Here is a 22,002-nt window from a genome sequence, read left to right as displayed (position 1 = left end):
CCCCCCACCGCTCACCCCCCGCCCGCCATCCACGCCATGGTCGTAGGAGCAGCCGCAGTGGACGCTCGTACGCCATGAGGGGTGGATCCGGACGTGACCGACACCGCTGGTACGCCCTCTGAAGGCACCCTCGGTCCGGGAGCGGGCGCGTCCGCGACGGGGAACGGGCTGATACGACGGCGTCGGCGGCGGTGGCTGCGGTTCGGGGCGGTCGGGGTGGCCGTCACCGTGCTGGCCGCCGTGGGGGCCGGGTGGGCGGTGTACGCGAAGCTGGACGGCAACATCACTCCGGACAACGCGGCGGCCGCGGAGCTCGCCCGGTACGAGAAGGAACGGCCCACCGCGCTCGTCAAGGACGCGCAGAACATCCTGCTGATCGGGTCGGACTCACGGTCCGGGGACGGGAACGCGCGGTACGGGCGGGACTCGGGGACCGAGCGGTCGGACACCACCATCCTGCTGCACCTCGCCGCCGGGCGGCGCAGCGCCACCGCGGTCTCGCTCCCCCGCGACCTGATGGTGGACGTGCCGTCCTGCCGGCAGCCGGACGGCAGCCGGACCGAGCCGATGTTCGCGATGTTCAACTACGCCTTCCAGAAGGGCGGTTCGGCCTGCACGATCCGAACCGTCGAGAAACTCACGGGAGTTCGCATCGACCATCACGTGGTCGTCGACTTCCACGGCTTCAAGGACATGGTCGACGCGATCGACGGCGTACGGATCTGCCTGGACGAGCCCATCCACGACAAGGCCGCCAAGCTGAACCTGCCGGCGGGCAGGGTGACACTCAGCGGCGAGCAGGCCCTCGGGTACGTGCGCGCCCGCAAGTCGCTCGGCGACGGCAGCGACACCGACCGGATGGACCGCCAGCAGCGGTTCCTCGCGGCGCTCGTCAACAAGGTGCAGAGCAATGACGTCCTGCTGAATCCGGTGAAGCTCTATCCCCTGCTGGACGCGGCGACCTCGTCGCTCACCACCGACCCGGATCTGGCTAACCTGCGCGGTTTGTACGACCTCGTTCGCGGGTTGCGCGACATCCCCACCAAACGCGTGCAATTCCTGACCGTCCCCAGGGAGTCGTACGCCCACGACGCCAATCGCGACCAACTCGTACAAGCCGACGCCGAGAAGCTGTTCGAACGGCTGCGCATGGATCAGCCGGTGGCGGTTGCCGAGGAAGTTCCACAGGATTCCGCGACAAAAAGCCTCAATTCGAGCGACGGTTCGCAAAAAGAAGCGGATTCCCACGAGGAGCCGCACGACGACGACTACTCCGGGTACGGGGACCGCTACGACGGCAAGTCCGGTGCAGAACGGCCCGATGAGCCCGTCGCGGCCGTTTCGCCCGCGCCGACGTTCCGCGGAAACACCGCCGCCGAGGACACCTGTAAGTAAAGCGATTACCAAGGCGACGTACAGGTGTCCAAGGAAATGGGGCGGATTGACCAGTTGTAGGGACGTGGAATTTGTCACCGTCGTCGCTTGACGACGAACTGGCCGGATAGTGTGAGCGATCCTGTGCATCCGGCCATCAGGGCTTCCTGGGGTCGGGCACAGTGTGACCGAGACCCGAGCGCCTTTGAGGGGGAAGGCGCCGCGTGGCCCCGACGGAGGATTCAGACAACCGTGGACGCGCAAGGCCGTGGGCGGGCGGACGACATCGACCCCGCAGACCAGTGGGTACTCAATCCGACCACTGGCGAATACGAACTGCGACTGACTCCTTCCGCACCGCAATCAGCGGTGCCAGGACCTCGTAGATCCGCTCCCCGCTCCGGCGGTGCGGGCGGGGCAACACGCAACCGGTCGGCAGCGCCGGGCCGTACGGCGCCTGCCGAGGCACCCGGCCGTGACGTGCCGCCGCCACGCAGACGCCGAGGCGCGCCCGAAGAACCACTGCCGGGGCGGCGCAGCCGGCGGCCGGTCAAGAAGAAGTCGAAGGCCAAGAAGGCCGTCATGTGGACCGGCGGCGTCATGGCGTTCGTCCTGATCGGCACCGCCGGCGCCGCCTATCTGTACCTCAAGCACCTCGAGGGCAACGTCACGACCGAGGACGTCGGCAATGTGGCGGACGACGGCTTCAGCAAGGACGAGGCCTTCAACATCCTGATCATCGGCACCGACAAGCGGACCGGCGCGGGCAACGAGGGCTACGGCGACAAGGGGAGCGTCGGACACGCCGACACCAACATCCTGCTGCACGTCTCCAAGGACCGTACGAACGCGACCGCGATGAGCATCCCGCGGGACCTGATCGTCGATGTCCCGGACTGCGAGGTCACGGACGACGACGGCAACACGAAGGTCGTCCCGGGCACGCAGAACGTCCGCTTCAACACCAGCCTCGGCCAGGACGGCCGTAACCCGGGCTGCACCATGAAGACGGTCGAGGAGATCACCGGCATCGACGTGAACCACTTCGCGATGGCCGACTTCAACGCGGTGAAGACGCTGACGACAGCGGTCGGCGGCGTGGAGGTCTGTCTGGCGAAGGCCGTCAACGACAAGGAGTCGAAGCTCAACCTGCCGGCCGGCAAGTCCACGATCGAGGGCGAGCAGGCCCTCGCCTTCGTCCGCACCCGGCACAGCTTCGGCAACCAGGGCGACCTGGACCGCATCAAGGTCCAGCAGCAGTTCATGAGTTCGCTGATGCGCAAGATGACCGCCGGCGACACCCTCACCAGCCCCACGAAGCTGATAAAGCTGGCCAATGCCGCCACCAAGGCGCTCACCGTCGACACGGGCATCGGCAAGGCCAGCACGCTCAAAGACGTGGCCCTGGAGCTGAAGAAGGTGCCGATGAAGAACATCACCTTCCTGACGGTTCCGGTGAAGGACAACCCGACCGAGGTCGTCAAGGCGACCGTCGTCGTCGACGACGCGAGCGGCCCGCAGGTCTTCAACATGATCAAGAACGATGTCTCCTTCACCGAGGTCAAGGCCAAGGAGAAGAAGGAGAAGGCCGCGGTCGCCGCCCGGCTGAAGGGCACCAAGTCCGCCGCCGACGAGGTGCGGGTGCAGATCCTCAACGGCGGGGCGCCGGGCGGCAGCGCCCAGGAGGAGCTCACCTACCTCCAGACCGAGGCGGGTGTGTCCAAGTCGGAGAACGCGGGCAACGCGGAGAAGACGCTGAAGAAGACGACCCTCGAGTACGCCCCGGACCAGGCGGACCAGGCCCGCAGGCTGGCCGCGATCATGGGGCTGTCCGGATCGGCGATGAAGCCGGGCGAGAGCGTCACCAACTCCCAGGGTCTGCCGACCATGACGCTGACGCTGGGCGAGGACTTCAAGGGGGCCGGGGTGAAGATGAACTCCTCCTCGGCGTCGACTCCGGAAGTTGCGAAGACCACGGCGAACGAGGTCAAGTGCGCGAGTTGACCGTGTGAAGTGTGTGACCTGACAGGCCTGTCGTACGTCTAACAGGGCGTAACGGCAGGCCTGTTCAGTGCTGTCAGGGTGGGGAGGGGACCGGGGAGATGACCCAGAACAGTGTGCAGGGGGAACAGACGCGAGGGGGCGTCCCGCAGGCTCGGGAGGGGGCCGCGGAGGGGAGCGGGAGCGGGGGCAGACACGGCAGACGCCGGGCACGGACGCGCCGCAAACACCGCGTGCTGAGGTGGTCCGCGACGACGCTGTCGGTGCTGATACTCGGCACGGCCGGCGCCGGATACCTGTACTACCAGCACCTCAACGGCAATCTCGGCACGGGTGAGCGCAGCAGCGGCGACTCCAAGGCGAAGAAGAGCGCGCCGAACTCGGCCGGGCAGACCCCGCTGAACATCCTGCTGATCGGCTCAGACAGCCGTGCCTCCGCCGAGAACGTGAAGCTCGGCGGCAGCAAGGACAACCGCGGCAACCCGCCGCTGGGTGATGTGCAGATGCTGATCCACCTGGCAGCGGACCGTAAGAGCGCCTCCGTGGTGACCATCCCGCGCGACACCCGGGTGTCCATCCCCGAGTGCACCGACCCGGAGACGGACGAGGTCTACCCGGCGACGACCAGAGAGATCATCAACACCACGCTGGCCCGCGGCGGGGCCGGCTGCACGCTGGCGACCTGGCAGAACCTCACCGGGGTCTACATCGACCACTGGATGACGATCGACTTCGCCGGCGTGGTGCGCATGGCGGACGCCGTCGGCGGCGTCGAGGTCTGTGTGAACCAGAACGTCCACGACCGCCCGCTGCCCAATGTGCCCGGCGGCTCCGGCCTCAAGATGAAGGCCGGCCGCAAGGAGATCAAGGGCAAGGAGGCGCTCCAGTGGCTGCGCACCCGGCACGCGTGGGGCAGTGACCCGCTGCGGGCGAAGGCCCAGCACATGTACATGAACTCGATGATCCGCACGCTGAAGAAGCAGAACGTCTTCACCGACGGCGGGCGCCTGATGGACCTGGCCGAGGCTGCCACGAAGTCGCTGGACGTCTCCGAGGAGATCGGCAGCGTGAAGAAGCTGTACGACCTGAGCAAGCAGCTCAAGTCGGTGCCGGCGGACCGGATCACCATGACGACGATGCCGAACATCGAGGATCCGGAGAACAAGAACCACCTGGTCCCGCTGGAGGCCGACGCCGAGAAGATGTGGCAGATGCTCCGCGACGACGTGCCCTTCGACGACAACGGGACGGACTCGGGGAAGAAGAAGACTCAGGAGAAGGTCTCCAAGGACCCGGCGGCCGCGGACGACCAGATCGGCGTCCTGGTGCAGAACGCCACGCAGTCCTCTTCGCTCGGCCCGGTCGACGGGCGGGCCCGGACCGTCAGCGGGCAGCTGGTGCAGAAGGGCTTCGCTCGCGCGTCGGCGGACACCACGGCGGGGCTCGCCGAGGAACGGACCGTGGTGCGCTATCCGAGCGCGGATCTGGAGGGCGATGCCCAGCGGATCGCCAAGTCCCTGGGGATTCCGCTGAGTTCGGTGAAGAAGTCGACGGACGTCTCCGGGGTCACCCTGGTCGTGGGCGCCGACTGGCGCGAGGGCACCACGTACCCGAGGAAGTCCGACCCGAAGGCGGGGGACCTGCCGTCGACCTCCGACGAGCTCAACGGGGCGGACAGCAGCAAGTGCATGGACGTGTACGAGCCGTACCGCTGGTAGCGGCCGGTTGACGATCCGCTCCCCCGCTCCGCACCCCACAGCAAACTCCTAACTGCCTGCAGAATGATGAAGCGTGCTCAGGTCCCGGAGCTCGAACAGCGCTTCGACAGCGTATTCGACAACGGTTCTCGCGTACGCTTCCGACGAGGCGGACCAGGCACACAGCCGACCGCCGGGCTGGGGAGGCTCGGCAGTCCGTCAGGCGCAGGGTGGGGAGGCAGGGAGTTGGCGCAAAGTGTGCGCGGCGAGGTTCCCGCGGTCGAGGACACGATGTCCCTCACACCGCAGGACCCCGGGCCGCCGGCCGGGCACGGCGGGGGACGGCGCGGAAGAGACGGCAGACGACGGGCGCGCCGTGCCCTGCGCTGGTCCGCGATCGTGCTGTCGGTGGTGATACTCGGCACCTCGGGCGCCGGATACCTCTACTACCGGCACCTCAACGGCAACATCAAGAAGGACGACCTGAACCTCGGCAACGCGAAGGACAGAGCGGCCAAGACGGAGGCGAACGCCGCCGGGCAGACCCCGCTGAACATCCTGCTGATCGGTTCGGACGCGCGGAACAGCAAGGAGAACCAGAAGCTCGGCGGCGCCAAGGACACGTACAACACCGCGCCGCGCGCGGACGTCCAGATGCTGTTGCACGTCTCGGCGGACCGCTCCAACATGTCGGTGGTCAGCATGCCGCGCGACACCCTGGTCGACATACCCGAGTGCACGGACCCCGACACCGAGAAGACCTACTCGGCGCTCACCTCGGCGATGACGAACGACTCCCTCGGCCGTGGCGGCCCCGGCTGCACGGTGGCGACCTGGGAGAAACTCACCGACATCCACATCGACCACTTCATCATGGTCGACTTCGCGGGCGTGGTGTCGATGGCGGACGCCATCGGCGGCGTACCGGTCTGCGTGGACGCCAACATCCGCTCGCACACCTCCTCGGGCAAGGGCTCGGGCCTGGAGCTGGAGAAGGGCACCACGTACATCAAGGGCGAGCAGGCGCTCCAGTGGCTGCGCACGCGGTACGGCTTCGAGGACAACACCGACATCGCGCGGGCCAAGGCCCAGCACCAGTACATGAACTCGATGGTCCGCGAGCTGCGCGAGAACGCGACGCTGAACAGCCCGAACAAGCTGCGCAAGCTCGCCGAGACGGCCACCGAGGCATTGACGGTGGACGACGGACTGGGCAGCGTGACGAAGCTGTACGACCTGAGCAACGAGCTGCGGAAGGTCCCCAGCAAGCGCATCACCATGACGACGATGCCCTGGCAGTACGCCTCGGACGGCAACCGGGTGGTGCCCAAGCCGGAGGAAGCGGAGAAGGTGTTCCGGCTGGTCCGTGAGGACATCGCGCTCGACGGCAAGGACAAGAAGAAGACGGCGGACGAGACCTCCGACGACCCGGCCGCCGCGGACGACGAGATCGCCGTCCAGGTGCAGAACGGCACCCGCACCAGCACGCAGACGGCGGTGACGGGGCGAGCCGGCGATGTGACCGAGCTTCTGGTCGGCAAGGGCTTCACCGAGGCCAAGTCCGACTCCTCGACGGCGCCCAGCCAGGCCAGGACGGTCGTCCGCTACCCCAGCGCCGACCTGGAGGGCGACGCCCAGCGGGTCGCCAAGGCCCTCGGCGTTCCGATGAGTTCGGTGAAGAAGTCGACGGACGTCTCCGGGGTCACCCTGGTCGTCGGTGCGGACTGGCGCTCGGGGACGGCCTACAAGGCCGCGGAGGAGGACGACTCGCTGCCCGAGTCGGAGGACACCTTCAACGGCGCGGACACCAAGGCCTGTATGCACGTCAATCCCGACTTCACCTGGTAGCGGCCCTCTCCACGTGCCGAACTCCGGCTGCTTCCACTGCGGTTGAGCCGAAGCACCATCGAACTCACCCACGGCCGAGGCCCCTTCCCCCGCGGACGGGGCCTCGGCCGTTCATGAAATGATCATGTCGGTTCTGCAGCTGCACCTGATGGGGACTCAACCAAGCCCACCATCAAGCGGATCGGCTCCGCAGTGGCCGTCCTCGGCCTCACGGCGGCCGGAACGATCGCCGCCACCGGAACCGCCTCGGCGGCCTCCCACGCCGGCACCTGCCGTTCCGGCTACAGCGTGATCGACACCATGGACGTCGGCGACGGAACCGCCTACCTCACCTACTGCGGCGCCAGCGGCAAGAACTGCGTCGTCACCGTCAGCGACACGCAGGGGACGCCCATGGGTCTGGGCGCCAACACCTGCGGCTGCACCGCACCGACGCCCTGTGGAAGTCGAGCGAGGAGGACTCCGGCACCTTCAAGTACTACGCGGGCCCGGTCTACGTCTCCGCCGCGGACAAGTGCATCGACTGGGGCGGCCGCGCCGCCTCCGACTACACGCCCATCGACTACGGCGTCCACTGCGGCTGAGCCGCGGACCTCGAAGGCCCCCTCCCGTGCCGGAAGGGGGCCTTCGACGCGTCCTAGGCCTCCGTCAGCACCGCCGGCCGGCGCGACGCGATGACCCGCTTCGCCAATGACTTCGGGCTGGTCAGGAAGCCGAAGCCCCAGCACATGTGCATGGTGGCCAGCGCGACGGGGATCTGCAGCCGTGCCTTCAGCGGCAGGCCCTTGCCCGCGGGCAGCGACCCGAGGGCGATCGCCGCGAGATAGCCGCCGGGGATCACGAAGCCGAGCGGGGTCAGGGCCGCGCCCACCACGATCCCCGCCGCGATCGCGCACACCGCGGCCGGCGGGGCGAGGTAGCGCAGGTTGATGGAGCCGGAGTGGTAGCGGGCGACGACGTGCCGCCAGCGGCCGTAGTCCTTGTACTGCTTGGCGAGCGCCTTCACCGACGGCCTCGGGCGATACGACACCCTGAGCTCCGGCGAGAACCAGATCAGCCCGCCCGCCTCACGGATGCGGAAGTTCAGCTCCCAGTCCTGGGCGCGGATGAACTCCTCGTTGTAGCCGCCCTGTTGCTCCAGCGCCGCACGCCGGAACACCCCGAGATAGACGGTATCCGCCGGTCCGGCCTCGCCGCCCGTGTGGAACGCGGCGTTGCCGACCCCGATCTTCGAGGTCATCGCGGCGGCGACCGCGTGCTCCCAGTCGTTCTCGCCCTCGGCGTGCATGATGCCGCCGACGTTCTGCGCGCCGGTCTCCTCCAGGAGCCGTACGGCGGTCGCGATGTAGTTCGGGGAGAGCATGCCGTGGCCGTCGACACGGACCACGATCGGATGGCGGGAGGCCTTGATCGCGGCGTTGAGGGCGGCGGGCGTGCGGCCGGTCGGGTTCGGGACGGTGTGGACACGCCCGTTCGCATGGGACGCAGTGTCGCGTACGAGCTCGGCGGCGATCTCGTCCGTGCGGTCCTTGGAGGGACCGAGGGCGATCACGATCTCCAGCTCGCCGGCGTACTCCTGCGCGAGGATCGCTTGGACGGCTCCGCGCAGATGCCGTTCCTCGTCGAGGACGGGCATGATCACAGACACGGCGGGGAGCTGCACGTCGGGCTTGGCGTTCATAGGGGGCTCACGTTACCGCGAACGGGGGACACCGATGCGCCCCGCCCGGGTGGTTCCGGTGGCCGCAGATCGTATGGGCCTACGGTGCTGATGATCCCACGTACGGCCCTCGCGGAGGTGTCCCCCATGCCCACGCCGCCCCGCCGCTCCCCCGCCCACCGGCCCCGACCACGACCGCCCGTACGACGGCGGAAACCTCGTTGGGCCGCCCGGGCGGTGACAACGCTCTCCGTGGTGATTCTCGCCTCGGCCGGGATCGGACACGCGGTGCTCTCCAGCCTGGACGCGGACATCGCACGCGTGGACCCCTTCAAGGACATGAAGAACCGGCCCAGAGCCGGCCACGGCATGAACGTGCTGCTGGTCGGCACCGACGGCCGGGACAAGATCACCGAGGCCGAGCGGCAGAAGTACCGGCTCGGCGGCGCCCCCTGCCACTGCACGGACACGGTCATGATCGTGCACATCTCGGAGGACCGGGAGCGGGCGAGCGTGGTGAGCCTGCCGCGCGACTCGTACGCCATGACACCGGCGCACACCGACCGGACCACCGGCAAACCGCACCACGGCCACCCCGTCAAGCTCAACGCGGCGTACGCGGAGGGCGGCCCGAACCTCACCGTGCGCACGGTCGAGAACATGACCCATGTGAAGATCGACCACTATCTGGAGGTCGACTTCACCAGCTTCATGAAGACGGTCGACGTGCTCGGCGGCGTGAAGATCTGTACCGCCGACCCGCTCAAGGACTCGTACACCGGACTCGACCTCCCCGCCGGAACCCACACGCTCATGGGCGGCGAGGCCCTCCAGTACGTCCGCTCCCGGCACATCGACGGCGCCGCCGACCTCGGCCGGATGAAGCGCCAGCAGCGGTTCATGGCCGCGTTGATCGACCGGGCCACCTCCTCCGGGATCCTGCTGAACCCGATGAAGTTCCGGGACATCACCCGGGCCGTGCTCGGCTCGGTACGCGCCGACAAGGGCTTCGGGACGGACGAACTGCTGGACCTCGGGCGGGCGATGCGCAACTTCTCCCCCTCCTCCTCGGAGTTCACCACGGTCCCGATCGGGCAGATGGGATACGCCGTGAAGGGCGTCGGTTCCACCCTGAAGTGGGACCCGAAGAAGTCCGGCCGCCTCTTCCAGGCCCTGCGCGACGACAGACCGCTCGCCGCGCACAAGCCCAGGAGCAAGGCCGTACGGGTGGGCGTGGCCCCGCAGCAGATCCGCGTCCAGGTCGAGAACGGCACGGCCACCGCCGGCCTGGGCAAGCGCGTCGACTCCCAGCTCGCCGCGACCGGCTTCCGCACCACCCGCCAGCCGGTGACCTCCGCGAACCGCACCGTCAAGCGCACGGTCGTCGCCTACGACCCCCGCTGGGACCGCTCCGCGAAGTCCCTCGCGGCGGCCCTGCCGGGCAGCGAACTGCGGGCGGTGACGGGACAGGGACCGGTGCTGAAGGTGATCGCCGGGGCGGACTTCGAGAAGGTGCGCAAGGTGCGGGCGGAGGATCCGTATCAGGGGGAGTTCGGGGTGGTCACGGGGGATGAGGTGGGGTGCCTGTAGGGCACTCCGTCATCCCGATGGCCCTTCCTGGGGAAATGGCCAGGACCGCACGATTGCGTCGCTTACGTTCCGGATTGTTGCCGTCCGCCCGATGGCGCCCGGCGCCGTCCAGGCGTAGGACGGAAGGGCGACGGGGCCCGTCCGGGGCTCCCGCACCCCCAGGAGGAGCCATGACCCAGCCCGGAATGACCGCGATGAGCAAGGAGATGCAGGACTGCGTCGAGGCGTGCATGTCCTGCCACAGCATGTGCGAGGAGACCATGAGCTCCTGCATGCAGATGGGCGGCCAGGCCCAGATGCAGATCATGCGCGCGCTCATGGACTGCGCCGAGACGACCCGCATGTGCGCGGACATGATGATGCGCCGCTCGCCGATGTCGGCGGAGATGTGCGCGATGTGCGCCAAGGCCTGTGAGATGTGCGCCGAGGCGTGTATGGGCATGCCGGACGACGAACAGATGATGCGCTGCGCCGAGGCGTGTCGTCGCTGCGCGGAGATGTGCCGGACGATGGCGGGCGCCACGATGTGAGGCGGACCTGAGGCCGATCAGGGGCACCCCGCGGGGTGCCCCTGATCCTTTGTGCGGCAGGCTGTTTCCCATGACCGCCCTGCCCGTGTTCCGCTACCACCCCGACCCGCTCGCCACCGGCTCGGTGGTGCCGTCCGACGCGCCGTGCGACTGCTGCGGGCAGCGACGCGGGTTCGTGTACGACGGTCCGGTGTACGCCGTCGCCGACCCCCAGGCCCTGTGCCCGTGGTGCCTCGCGGACGGCAGCGCCGGCGAGCGGTACGAGGCGCAGTTCACGGAGACCGAGGGGCGGGTGCCGAGGGAGGTGCGGCTCGAGGTCGATCGGCGCACCCCCGGCTTCCGCGGCTGGCAGCAGGAGCGGTGGCTGACCCACTGCGGTGACGCGGCGGCGTTCCTGGGCCCGGCGGGCGCCGCGGACGTACGGCGTCACCCGGACGCCCTGGCCGACCTCTTGGCGGAGTTCGGCGCGGAGTTCTGCGAGGCGCTGGACGCGGACGGGCAGCCCACGGCGTACCTCTTCCGCTGCCTCCACTGCGACCGGCACCTCGCCTACGCGGACTTCACATGAGCGGCGAAGCGGTGAGTGGCGGGACGAACGCCTTCGACGCCGCCGAGCGCGGGATGTGGGACGGGCGGGCGCAGGCGTACGCCGGGAGCTTCGCCCGGCTGTGCGCCCACCCGGTCGAGGCGTTGCTGGACGCGTCCGGGGTCGGGGAGGGGACGTACGTCCTCGACGTGGGCACCGGGACCGGTACGGCGGCTCTGGCGGCCCTGAAGCGCGGGGCGCGGGTGCGTGCCGTGGACGCCGACGCCGGCATGGTGGCCGCGGCCCGGGAGCTCGGGGTCGACGCGAGCGTCGCCGCGCTGCCGGAACTCCCCTACGGTGACGGCGAGTTCGACGCCGTCGTCGGCAACTTCGTCCTCAACCACGTAGGTCGTCCGCGCGCCGCCCTCGCCGCGCTCCGGCGCGTCCTGCGGCCGGGTGGACAGCTGGCGCTGACGACCTGGGGCGCCCGGCGCGGAGCCGGACAGGAGCTGCTCGGCCGGGCCTGTGAGGCCGCGGGGGCGGTTCCTCCGGCGTATCTGCCACGGCTCGACCCCGGGGAGGACTTCGTCCGTACGGCGGACGGCCTCGCTGGACTGCTGGCGGAGGCCGGGTTCGGGGACGCGGCAGCAGGCGAGCTCGCCTGGGACCACCGGGCCGGTGTCGAGGAGTGGTGGAGCGGGGCGGCGGGCGGCGTCGCCACCATCGGGCTGGTCGTCACCTCGCAGGCCCCGGAGACCGTCGTACGGATCAGGCGGGAGTACGAGCGACTGAGTGCCGAATTCACCGAAGGGGAGGGCCGGTTGGCCCTCCCCCACCGTGCGCTGCTCGCGTCGGGCCGACGGCTCAGTTGCCCGAGACCGTGACCGTCTCGTCGTTCTTCAGCTGCTCCACGAGCGTCTTCACCTTCGCCTTGTCCCAGACGAGGTTGCCGCCGGAGGAACCGGAGATCGGCATGTTCATGGACTTGCCGTCGCCGCTGTTGACGCTCTTCATGGCCCAGAACATGTCGGCCAGGTCGAACAGGCCCATGTCCTTGTCGACGATGAGCGAGTCGAGGCCGGCGCCCATGGTCGGGTAGAGCTTGAAGGGGTTCAGGACCGTGCCCGGGGTCGCGACCTGGTTGGCGAGGGCGGCGAGGAACTTCTGCTGGTTCTTCGTGCGGTCCAGGTCGGAGGCCTTGAGGGCGTACCGGGTGCGGACGAAGGCCAGGGCCTCCTCGCCGTTCAGGGTCTGCTTGCCCGCCTCGAAGTCGGCACCGGACTTGGTGTCCTTCATGCCGCCCTTCGGGATCGTGATCTCGACGCCGCCCACCGCGTCCACGATGTTCGCGAAGCCCGCGAAGCCGATCTCGACGTAGTGGTCGATGCGCAGCCCGGTGTTGAACTCGACCGTGCGGACCAGCAGCTCGGGCCCGTCCTCGGCGTACGCCGCGTTCAGCTTCACGTGCCGGCCGGTGCCCTGGTACGTCTTGCCGGACTCGGAGCCCGTGAACGTCGGGATCTCCACGTCCGAGTCACGTGGCAGGGAGATCAGCGTGTCGCCGTTGCTGCCGGTGTGCAGGATCATCATCGAGTCCGTGCGCTTGCCCTCGGCGGACCCGGTGTGCAGCTTCTTCTTCTCCTCGGCGGACATGCCGGCACGGCTGTCGGAACCGACGATCAGGTAGTTCGTGCCCTCGCCCGCGTCCGGCCGGTCGATGACCTTGGAGAGGTCGACCTCGCGGTTGAGCTTGGAGTCGGCCCAGAAGTAGGTGCCGATCGTCGTCACGACCAGGACGGTCACGACGGTGATCGCCGTCCACTTGATGCGGCGGCGCCAGTTCGGCGCGGGACGCGGCTCCCGCGTACCGCCGCCGGGACCTCCCGGTCCGCCGCCGCCGTAGACCTGGCCGGTGTTGTAGCCGCTGTCGTAGCCGTCGGCGGCGGTGCCGTCGCCGTAACCGCCGCTCCCGTACGCCGGCTGCTGCGGGACCCCTCCCGCGTGCGGCGGCGCGGACTGGCCGGGGCCGCCCCCGTACGCACCCGAGGCGGGCCGGCGGACCTGTCGCATCGCGCGCGCGCCTTCGGGCTGTGCGCTCGCGCTGCCGCGTCCGTACCGGTTGCCGCGGTTCTCGTCGGACCATGCCTCGGGCCAATCGTTCATGGGGCCCAGTGTGCAGGGAACGACTGTGTCCTTTACAAGGGTCGTAGGAAAATCAGGGCACTGCTGTTGCGAACCCAACACAAAGTCCGCGATTGCGACCTCGGCATAAGGTGGAGGCCATGACAGACCAGGCCCCCTCAGCGGAGTCCGATATTCCGGGCAAGCCCACATCCGCGTCCCGCACCACGCTCAGCCACATCATGACCCACAACGACACCAACCTTCTGGGGACGGTGCACGGCGGCGTGATCATGAAGCTGGTCGACGACGCGGCGGGCGCGGTGGCCGGACGGCACTCCGGCGGGCCCGCCGTCACCGCCTCCATGGACGAGATGGCCTTCCTGGAGCCGGTCCGCGTCGGCGACCTCGTCCATGTGAAGGCCCAGGTCAACTGGACCGGCCGGACCTCGATGGAGGTCGGGGTGCGGGTGCTGGCCGAGCGATGGAACGAGTCCGACCCGGCCACCCAGGTCGGCTCCGCCTACCTCGTCTTCGCCGCGGTCGACGCCGACGGCAAGCCCCGCATGGTGCCGCCCGTCCTCCCGGAGACCGAGCGCGACAAGCGCCGCTACCAGGAGGCCCAGATCCGCCGCACGCACCGGCTGGCCCGGCGCCGCGCGATCATGGAGCTGCGGGAGAAGCGGGCCGCCGAGGGGTTCGAGGACTGACCCAGGGCACTGACCCAGGGCGCACAAAGACATCCGCAAGACATGAGAAGGGGCGCCCGGCCGAGACCGGGCGTCCCTTCTCGGTTCAGCCGTTACGGCAGGTTGCGCGCCATGACGATGCGCTGGACCTGGTTCGTTCCTTCGTAGATCTGCGTGATCTTGGCGTCACGCATCATGCGCTCCACCGGGTAGTCACGGGTGTAGCCGTACCCGCCCAGCAGCTGCACCGCGTCCGTGGTGACCTCCATCGCCACGTCCGAGGCGAAGCACTTGGCCGCCGCGCCCTGGAAGGTGAGGTCGGAGTCGCCGCGCTCGGAGGCGGCCGCGGCCTGGTACGTCAGGGCGCGGGCGGCGGCGATCTTCATGGCCATGTCCGCGAGCATGAACTGGATGCCCTGGAACTCGGCGATGGCCTTGCCGAACTGCTTGCGCTCCTGCACGTAGCCCTTGGCGTAGTCGAGGGCTCCCTGGGCGACACCGAGGGCCTGCGCCGCGATCGTGATCCGCGTGTGGTCCAGGGTCTTCATCGCCGTGGCGAAGCCGGTGCCCTCCTCGCCGATCATGCGGTCGGCGGGGATGCGGACGTTGTCGAGGTAGACCTCGCGGGTCGGGGAGCCCTTGATGCCGAGCTTCTTCTCGGGGGCGCCGAAGGAGACGCCCTCGTCGGACTTCTCGACGACGAAGGCGGAGATGCCCTTGGAGCGCTTGGAGGGGTCCGTCACGGCCATGACCGTGTAGTACTCGGACTCGCCCGCGTTGGTGATCCAGCGCTTCACGCCGTTGAGGATCCAGTGGTCGCCGTCGCGGACCGCCTTGGTCTTCATGCCGGCCGCGTCGGAGCCCGCGTCGGGCTCCGAGAGCGCGTACGAGAACATGCCGTCGCCCTTGGCGAGCGGGCCCAGGTACTTCTTCTTCAGCTCCTCGGAGCCGGAGAGGATGACGGGCAGGGAGCCCAGCTTGTTGACCGCGGGGATCAGGGAGGAGGAGACGCAGACGCGCGCGACCTCCTCGATCACGATCACCGTGGCCAGCGCGTCCGCGCCCGCGCCGCCGTACTCCTCGGGTACGTGTACGGCGTGCAGGTCGCTGGCGACCAGAGCGTCGAGGGCCTCCCGCGGGAAGCGGGCCTCCTCGTCCACCGCGGCGGCGTACGGCGCGATCTTCGCCTCGGCCAGCGAGCGGATGGCGTCGCGGAGCATGTCGTGCTCCTCGGACGGGCGGTACAGGTCGAAGTCAGCCGATCCGGCCAAGGTGTCTCACGCTCCAAATGCGCTGCGATGCCGACGCTAATTACCGTTAAGTAACTCAAATTTTAGGGGCCCGCCCACGGGAGTGATACGTGAGCTTGGCGACAGAGGGAAAGCTGCCCGCCGTGGGGCCCGGTCACGCCCCTACTAGGATCGGGCAGCGCACCGAACGACGTCCCTCTCTGGAGCACCCATGAGCCTCAAGATCACCGTGATCGGCACCGGCTATCTCGGCGCCACCCACGCCGCGGCCATGGCCGAGCTCGGCTTCGAGGTGCTGGGGCTCGATGTCGTACCCGAGAAGATCGCCATGCTCCAGCGCGGCGAGGTCCCCATGTACGAGCCCGGCCTGGAGGACCTGCTGCGCAAGCACGTCGCCGGGATCGAGGGTTCCACCGGGCGGCTCCGGTTCACCATGGACTTCGCCGAGGTCGGCGCGTTCGGTGACGTGCACTTCGTCTGTGTGAACACTCCGCAGCGGCACGGCGAGTACGCCTGTGACATGTCCTACGTCGACTCCGCGATCGCCGCTCTCGCGCCGCACCTCACCGGTCCGGCCCTCGTCGTCGGCAAGTCCACCGTTCCGGTCGGCTCCGCGGACCGGCTCGCCACGTACCTCGCCGAGCACGCGCCCGCCGGTGCGGACGCCGAGCTGGCCTGGAACCCGGAGTTCCTGCGCGAGGGCTTCGCCGTCGACGACACGCTGCACCCCGACCGGGTCGTGGTCGGGGTGCGCAGCGAGCGGGCCGAGAAGCTGCTGCGCGAGGTGTACGCGACGCCGGTCGGCGAGGGCACGCCCTTCGTGGTCACCGACTTCCCGACCGCCGAGCTGGTGAAGACCTCGGCGAACTCCTTCCTCGCCACGAAGATCTCCTTCATCAACGCCATGGCGGAGGTGTGCGAGGCCGCGGGCGGCGATGTCGTCAAGCTGGCCGAGGCCATCGGGTACGACGACCGGATCGGCAAGAAGTTCCTGCGGGCCGGCATCGGCTTCGGCGGCGGCTGCCTGCCCAAGGACATCCGGGCCTTCCTGGCGCGCGCCGGTGAGCTCGGCGCGGACCAGGCGCTGTCGTTCCTGCGCGAGATCGACTCGATCAACATGCGCCAGCGCGGGCAGATGGTGGAGCTGGCGAGGGAGGCGCTCGGGGGCGGGTCGTTCCTCGGCAAGCGGGTCGCGGTGCTCGGCGCCAGCTTCAAGCCCGACTCGGACGACGTCCGGGACTCGCCGGCGCTGAACGTCGCCGGCCAGATCCACCTCCAGGGCGGCCAGGTGACGGTGTACGACCCGAAGGGCATGGGGAACGCCCGTCAGGTCTTCCCGACGCTCGGGTACGCCGACTCGGCCGTCGAGGCCGTACGGGGCGCCGACGTCGTGCTGCATCTGACGGAGTGGCGGGAGTTCCGTGAGCTGGACCCGGCGGCGCTGGGCGAGGTCGCCGCGACCCGGCTGATCCTCGACGGGCGGAACGCGCTCGACCCGGAGGTGTGGCGCAAGGCCGGATGGTCGTTCCGGGCAATGGGCCGACCGACGGCCTGAGCCTGCGCGGTGGTGGAATTAGGAATTACGCAATAACGCGGCAAAGAAATACTCGGCGAGCGGGTCTCCGTACATAAAAGCGGTGGCCCGCTTCGCCTTGCGTGGGCCCGCTCGGCCGCTTCAGCACTGGGCGGACGACCTCTCGCGCGTCGGCATATGCCAGGCTCCCTGAAATCACCAAACGGGGTTCGATTTCATTCGAGTACTGTGTCGGAAATATTGATCCACCTCCCCGAACTCTTCACTTTCACAATGCGCGGAATAAAGGCGGTCTAGCCCGTTCTCACAACGGGGTCACCCCCCGAAGAGAGCCAGGCAACAATCGGTTAACGGGCGCGTAGCCAAGCGGAATCCACCCTCCACTCCACTGGTGCGCATTCGCAGCACTCTCCGTTCGGTTTGACCGGACCATGACAGGAGTGACCCATGCCCTTGTTCCGCAGGGCGCAGTGGCCGGGCGATCACCGTGACGAGCTGGTCGCGGGCGCGCTCGTCGGCGCGGTGGTGATCGTGCTCGGCTACGCGTCCGGCATCGGCGCCCCCACCGCCTCCGGTGCCGGTGAGGCCGCCGCGCCCCCGACCTCGACACCCGCCGCCACGGCGCCGCAGAGCCCGACCGTGCCGTCGTCGCAGGACCCGGGCGGACAGGTCCCGGTCGGCACCGGGGAGTTTCCCGGGTACGGCACCATCGGCGGCACCGGCGACAGCGGCGCGCACACCGGGCACGGCACCGGGGGCGGGGGCGAGGGGCACACCGGCCACGGCGACTCTCCCGGCACCTCCCCCGGCGCCTCGGCCACCCCCACACCCGCCCCCTCGCCGTCCGGCTCGACGACGGAGCCGCCCTCCGACACCTGTACGGACGGCGAGGTACGGCTGGTCCAGCCGCTGCTCACCGGCCTGACCGGCACCCTGACGGGGCTGCTCGCCGCCCCCACCCTCACCCCCACCGCGACCCCGTCGGCGGAGCCCTCCCCCTGCGTCGGCCTCGCCCCCGTGTCCGTCCCCGGCCTCCTCGGCATCAGCGCGTCCCCGCTGCCGGAGGCCACGCCATGACCGTCCGCCGCGCCGTCGTCCTCCTGCTCCTCCTGCTCGCCCCGGTCCTCCTCGCCACCCCCGCCGCCGCCCACACCGAGCTGGTCCGCTCCACGCCCGCGGACGGGGCCGAGCTGAAGCGCGCCCCCGAGCAGCTCACCCTCGTCTTCGACGAGCCGGTGGCCCTGGACGACGTGCGCGTCGTGACGATGGACGGCAACCGGCTCCCGGTGTCCCGCCTCGGCAAGGACGGCGTGCGCGTCGCCCTCCCCCGGTCCGGCGACGGCGGGACCGCCGTCACGTGGTCGGTCGTCGACGAGGAGGACGGTCACGCCTCTTCCGGCCGGATCGCCTTCGGGGTCGCGGTGTCGGCCGCCCGGGACCGCGGCGACGAGGCCGCACCCGCCCTCTCCCCCTCGGTGCGGAAGGGCCTCGTCGCCGCTCGCTGGACCGGCTATCTCTCGCTGGCCCTGTTCGTCGGCGGGCTCGCCTTCGTCGCGCTGCTGTGGCCGCGCGGTGCGGGTGTGCCGCGGGCGCGGATGCTGCTCGCGCTCGCGTGGACGTGCGGAGTGCTGTCGACGGTCGCGAGCATCGGGCTGGAGGGCGCGTACGTCTCCTTCGGCGGTCTGCGTGACGCGCTGCGGCCCTCGTCGTACGCCGACGTCCTGACCACCGGGCCCGGCATCGCGCTCGCCGCGCGCGGGCTGCTGTGGGTGCTGGCGGCGGTGGTACTGGGCGCGCTGCTCCAGGGCGGAGCGCGGACCTCCCGCTCGCCGGGCTGGCGGGTGGGCGCGCTCGCGGTGTCGCTCGGCCTGCTGCGGGCGACCGGGATGAGCGGGCACAACTCCGAGGGCGGCGAGCCGACCTGGGGTGCCCTCGCCGATCTGCTCCATCTGCTCGGTGCCGCCCTGTGGATCGGCGGGCTCGCCATGCTCGCGGTGGCGGTGCTGCCGCGCCGGCGGACGGGCGAGCTGGCGGAGGTGGTCCCCGGGTACTCCCGGCTGGCGGCCGTCGCCGTCACCGCGATCGTCGGTGCCGGGCTGGTACTCACGTGGCAGGTCGTGGGGTCGTACGACGGTCTGCTGCACACCTCGTACGGGCATCTGCTGCTGGTCAAGACGGCCGTCCTCGCGGCTGTGCTGCTGATCGCGCAGAGCAGCCGCCGGTGGGTGCGCACCCGCCTCGATCTCGCCGTGCTGCTGCGCGGCGACGCCGCCACCGTGCGGCCCTTCGGTTACTCGGTCGCGGCCGAGACGGGGCTGGTCCTCGTCGTGCTCGCCGTGACGAGTCTGCTGGTCACGGCCGATCCCGGCCGTTGAACTCACCCGCAAGCAAAAGGAGTTGCAGTGACACGCACCAAGGAAACCGGCGAACGGCGGCGCCGTCCGCCCGCCGGAAACCGGGCCCTGCTCGTCGCGGGGCTCGGGGCGGCACTGGCCGCCGTGCTCAGTCTGGGGCTGCTTCAGGCAGCCGCGGGCAGCAGCACGACGGCCGCCTCGGACACGGCTGCGGGCGCGGCTCAGGCGCCCGCGGCAGCCGAGGCCCAGCAGGCCGCGGCCGCCGCGCCGGACCACCAGGTCGACATCATGAACAACAAGTTCGGCGACGGGAAGCAGCTCGTCGTCGAGGTCGGCCAGACGGTCCGGTGGACGAACCACGACAGCGTTCCGCACACGGTCACCACGACCAAGGGCCCGAAGAAGTTCGACTCGGGCACGCTGGAACAGGGCGACTCGTGGTCGTACACGTTCACCACGGCGGGGACGTACGAGTACTACTGCGCCGTGCACCCGGACATGGTGGCCTCGGTGAAGGTCGTCGAGCCCTCCGACGGGGGCGGCGGAACGACGCCCACGCCGACCGCGGCACCCACCGCCGCGCCCACGGCCACACCTACGGCCACGCCGACCGGGACGCCCACCGCGACGCCGACCACCGCTCCGACCGCCACACCGACCGGCGGTTCCGGTGACGGCGGCGACGGGCAGTGCGCCGGCGTCCAGGACGTACTGCTCCCGATCCTGCAACACCTCAACGCGGCCCACCTGGAGCGTTCTCCGGGTCAGCAGGTGCAGGACGCGCTCGCGCTCGACTCCTACATCAAGACGCACACGGTGTGGATCGAGAGCATCCTGACGCCGGTCACCTCGGGCGGCGGGACGGTCGCCGACGACACGCTCAGCGTGCTGCTCGCCCACATCAACAGCGCACACCTGGAGGAGTCGCTCGGGCAGCAGGTCACCGATCTGCTGAACCTCGACAGCTACGTGAAGATGCACACGGTCTGGGCCGAGCACCTGCTCGCACCCACCGAGAGCTTCGTCACCGGCAGCTGCTGACCTTCCCGGGGACGAACGCCGGTCCGGCCGAGGCTCAGTCGGCCGGACCGGCGCCGCTCCCCATTCTCCACGCCCCCGCCTCCCCACGGGAACCGCTTTCAAGGAGCCCCCGGATGAGAACCGTCACGCTGCCCTCCGAGCAGCGGCACCTCCCCCGGCCCGGGCGGTACGCCGTCGCGCCGGGCCGCTCGCTCGTCGAACTCGCCTCCCGGTACGGCCCGTTGCCCACCTTCCGCCGCCGCCTCACCCTCACCGCCGCCTCGCTCACCGTGCCGCACGACGACCCGGACGCCCGGCCCTCCTTCCGCTTCGAGCTGCTCGACCCGCCTGCCGTCCTCACCGGCGCGCACGTCGAGCCGCTCGACGGCGGCCGGCACCTCCAGGTCACCGGCGACCTCGAACTGCGCGACGTCGCCTTCCCGGTGCTGCTGCGGCTGCGGGTCGTGGAGCGCACCGACGAGCTTCTGCTCGTCGTCGGCACGGTCCTGGTGCCGTACCGGCTGCTGCGCCGGGCCACCGGGTTCCGGCTGCCGTGGCGCCGGCCGGCCACGCGGCTGCGGCTGCTGATCGCGGCGGAGTTCGCGTGCGCCGCGGAGTCCGCGTGAGGGCGGCCCGGCGGGCGGCGCTCGGCGCCGTACTCGCCCTCCTCGCCCTCACGTTCCTGGCACCGGGGCAGGCCTCGGCGGCCTCGTACCGGGTGGCGATGCAGGGGTACGCCTTCGCGCCCGCCTCCCTCACCGTGCACGTCGGCGACTCCGTGACCTGGACCAACGGGGACACGGCACCGCACGACGTGAGGACGACGTCCGGTCCGGTCACGATCCACTCCCCGATGCTGGACAAGGGGCAGAGCTGGACCTACACGTTCACCGCGGCCGGTTCGTACGGCTACTACTGCACTGTGCATCCGGACATGACGGCGCGGATCACCGTGCTGGCGGCACCGAAGCCCACTCCCACGCCCGCCCCCACCCACCACCACGAGACCGGTACCTCGCACGAGGCCATGCCGATGCCGACCCGGACGGCCCCGACCACGCACCGGGCCGCCGCCACGTCCCCGAAGTCCTCCGCACCGGCCTCGCCGGCCTCGCCGTCGGAGTCGCCGGGCAGCGCGCCCCCCGTCGCGGCGGCGGCCCCGCGGACCGAACCCGCGGCCGCGGCCCGCCCCCTGCAACCCCTGCTGCTCCTGACCGGACTCATCGCCGGGGTGGCCGTCCTCTGTCTGCTCCTGGTCGGCTCCCGCGCGGCCGCGTCCCGCGGCGAGGACTGACCGTGCGGCGCTACCTCGCCCGGTAGCGCCGCATCTTCGCGCGCGCCCCGCACACCTGCATCGAGCACCAGCGGCCCCGGCCCGCGGGGCTGCGGTCGTAGTAGGCCCAGTGGCAGTCGGCGGCCTGGCAGGCCTTCAGCCGCAGCCAGGTCCCCGCGACCAGGGCCTCGGCGACGGCCGCCGCGACCCGCGAGAGCAGCGGCGCCGCGTCGGCGGGCGCGAGCGCGGCCGAGCCGTCGCCCCCGTCGACCGTCACGACCAGCGGCGCCGCCGCCAGCAGCTCGCCGAGCGGGGTCACCTCGCGGTACGGCGGGTGGCCGGCGTGCGCGAGCAGGGCCGCACGCAGTGATTCGCGCAGCTCACGCGCGCGTACGACCTCCTCCTCCGTGAGCCCGAAGCGGGCCCGGCCGTCGGCCGTGTCGAGCGCGTCGGCGCCCGACTCGATGTCGAGGGTGTTGACCAGGGACTCCACCAGAGCCAGGCCCCCCGGCGCGGCCGATCGTTCACTCATGCT

19 protein-coding genes are annotated in these 22,002 nt (G+C 70.2%); 15 read left to right on the top strand and 4 right to left on the bottom strand.

Annotated features, from left to right (window positions below; all coding sequences use genetic code 11):
* Positions 1–93: 93 nt before the first annotated feature.
* From ACWD3I_RS05810 to ACWD3I_RS05795, 4 genes are all read left to right on the top strand, one after another.
* Positions 94–1,395, top strand: coding sequence for an LCP family protein (locus ACWD3I_RS05810; protein WP_365403100.1), 1,302 nt, complete (start codon positions 94–96; stop codon positions 1,393–1,395).
* A 231-nt stretch (positions 1,396–1,626) separates the two neighbouring features.
* The gene (locus ACWD3I_RS05805; protein ID WP_365403097.1) at positions 1,627–3,378 is read left to right on the top strand and encodes an LCP family protein; all 1,752 of its coding nucleotides are present in this window, start codon (positions 1,627–1,629) and stop codon (positions 3,376–3,378) included.
* A gap of 98 nt (positions 3,379–3,476) precedes the next feature.
* Positions 3,477–5,093: an LCP family protein gene (locus tag ACWD3I_RS05800; protein ID WP_365403094.1), complete on the top strand. Its 1,617-nt coding sequence runs from the start codon at positions 3,477–3,479 to the stop codon at positions 5,091–5,093.
* A 270-nt stretch (positions 5,094–5,363) separates the two neighbouring features.
* The gene (locus tag ACWD3I_RS05795) at positions 5,364–6,920 is read left to right on the top strand and encodes an LCP family protein (RefSeq protein WP_365403156.1); all 1,557 of its coding nucleotides are present in this window, start codon (positions 5,364–5,366) and stop codon (positions 6,918–6,920) included.
* Positions 6,921–7,557: 637 nt separating this feature from the next.
* Here ACWD3I_RS05795 and ACWD3I_RS05790 read toward each other — a convergent pair.
* The gene (locus tag ACWD3I_RS05790; RefSeq protein ID WP_365403091.1) at positions 7,558–8,601 is read right to left on the bottom strand and encodes a glycosyltransferase family 2 protein; all 1,044 of its coding nucleotides are present in this window, start codon (positions 8,599–8,601) and stop codon (positions 7,558–7,560) included.
* Between the two features lie 126 nt (positions 8,602–8,727).
* Between ACWD3I_RS05790 and ACWD3I_RS05785 the strand changes: the two genes are divergently transcribed.
* From ACWD3I_RS05785 to ACWD3I_RS05770, 4 genes are all read left to right on the top strand, one after another.
* Complete coding sequence (locus ACWD3I_RS05785) at positions 8,728–10,170, top strand: LCP family protein (RefSeq protein WP_365403088.1); 1,443 nt, start codon at positions 8,728–8,730, stop codon at positions 10,168–10,170.
* Positions 10,171–10,340: 170 nt separating this feature from the next.
* Entirely contained in the window at positions 10,341–10,700 is a 360-nt protein-coding gene (locus ACWD3I_RS05780) for a four-helix bundle copper-binding protein (protein WP_307029822.1), read from the top strand.
* Between the two features lie 70 nt (positions 10,701–10,770).
* Positions 10,771–11,268, top strand: coding sequence for a CbrC family protein (locus tag ACWD3I_RS05775; protein WP_365403085.1), 498 nt, complete (start codon positions 10,771–10,773; stop codon positions 11,266–11,268).
* On the top strand, positions 11,265–12,110 hold the full coding sequence (locus ACWD3I_RS05770; protein WP_365403082.1) for a class I SAM-dependent methyltransferase: 846 nt from the start codon (positions 11,265–11,267) through the stop codon (positions 12,108–12,110). Before ACWD3I_RS05775 ends, ACWD3I_RS05770 begins: the two co-directional genes overlap by 4 nt.
* On the opposite strand, the gene ACWD3I_RS05765 is transcribed toward ACWD3I_RS05770, so the two are convergent.
* On the bottom strand, positions 12,091–13,389 hold the full coding sequence (locus ACWD3I_RS05765) for an LCP family protein (RefSeq protein ID WP_365403079.1): 1,299 nt from the start codon (positions 13,387–13,389) through the stop codon (positions 12,091–12,093). The genes ACWD3I_RS05770 and ACWD3I_RS05765 overlap by 20 nt on opposite strands.
* 119 nt (positions 13,390–13,508) lie before the next feature.
* Between ACWD3I_RS05765 and ACWD3I_RS05760 the strand changes: the two genes are divergently transcribed.
* Positions 13,509–14,057, top strand: coding sequence for an acyl-CoA thioesterase (locus ACWD3I_RS05760; RefSeq protein WP_361485473.1), 549 nt, complete (start codon positions 13,509–13,511; stop codon positions 14,055–14,057).
* Between the two features lie 92 nt (positions 14,058–14,149).
* Here ACWD3I_RS05760 and ACWD3I_RS05755 read toward each other — a convergent pair whose 3' ends face one another.
* Positions 14,150–15,307 carry an acyl-CoA dehydrogenase family protein gene (locus ACWD3I_RS05755; RefSeq protein ID WP_046257498.1) on the bottom strand — a complete coding sequence of 386 codons (1,158 nt, stop codon included), beginning with the start codon at positions 15,305–15,307 and terminating at the stop codon, positions 14,150–14,152.
* 190 nt (positions 15,308–15,497) lie between these two features.
* Between ACWD3I_RS05755 and ACWD3I_RS05750 the strand changes: the two genes are divergently transcribed.
* The 6 genes from ACWD3I_RS05750 (at position 15,498) to ACWD3I_RS05725 (ending at position 21,488) form a co-directional block, all read left to right on the top strand.
* Positions 15,498–16,841 carry a UDP-glucose dehydrogenase family protein gene (locus ACWD3I_RS05750; protein WP_365403075.1) on the top strand — a complete coding sequence of 448 codons (1,344 nt, stop codon included), beginning with the start codon at positions 15,498–15,500 and terminating at the stop codon, positions 16,839–16,841.
* A 426-nt stretch (positions 16,842–17,267) separates the two neighbouring features.
* Positions 17,268–17,897 (top strand): hypothetical protein, encoded by a 630-nt coding sequence (locus tag ACWD3I_RS05745; RefSeq protein WP_365403072.1) that lies wholly within the window; start codon positions 17,268–17,270, stop codon positions 17,895–17,897.
* Complete coding sequence (locus ACWD3I_RS05740; protein WP_365403070.1) at positions 17,894–19,195, top strand: copper resistance CopC/CopD family protein; 1,302 nt, start codon at positions 17,894–17,896, stop codon at positions 19,193–19,195. The genes ACWD3I_RS05745 and ACWD3I_RS05740 overlap by 4 nt, the downstream gene beginning before the upstream one ends.
* A 27-nt stretch (positions 19,196–19,222) precedes the next feature.
* Positions 19,223–20,215, top strand: a complete 993-nt coding sequence (locus ACWD3I_RS05735) for a cupredoxin domain-containing protein (RefSeq protein WP_365403067.1) — start codon at positions 19,223–19,225, stop codon at positions 20,213–20,215.
* Positions 20,216–20,328: 113 nt separating this feature from the next.
* Complete coding sequence (locus ACWD3I_RS05730) at positions 20,329–20,820, top strand: hypothetical protein (RefSeq protein WP_365403064.1); 492 nt, start codon at positions 20,329–20,331, stop codon at positions 20,818–20,820.
* Positions 20,799–21,488: a cupredoxin domain-containing protein gene (locus ACWD3I_RS05725; RefSeq protein ID WP_365403061.1), complete on the top strand. Its 690-nt coding sequence runs from the start codon at positions 20,799–20,801 to the stop codon at positions 21,486–21,488. The genes ACWD3I_RS05730 and ACWD3I_RS05725 overlap by 22 nt, the downstream gene beginning before the upstream one ends.
* 10 nt (positions 21,489–21,498) lie before the next feature.
* Here ACWD3I_RS05725 and ACWD3I_RS05720 read toward each other — a convergent pair whose 3' ends face one another.
* Positions 21,499–21,999: a CGNR zinc finger domain-containing protein gene (locus tag ACWD3I_RS05720; RefSeq protein WP_365403058.1), complete on the bottom strand. Its 501-nt coding sequence runs from the start codon at positions 21,997–21,999 to the stop codon at positions 21,499–21,501.
* Positions 22,000–22,002 lie beyond the last annotated feature (3 nt).

The organism is Streptomyces sp. NPDC002817 (assembly GCF_053592055.1).
This window is presented reverse-complemented; position numbering and strand designations above follow the sequence as displayed.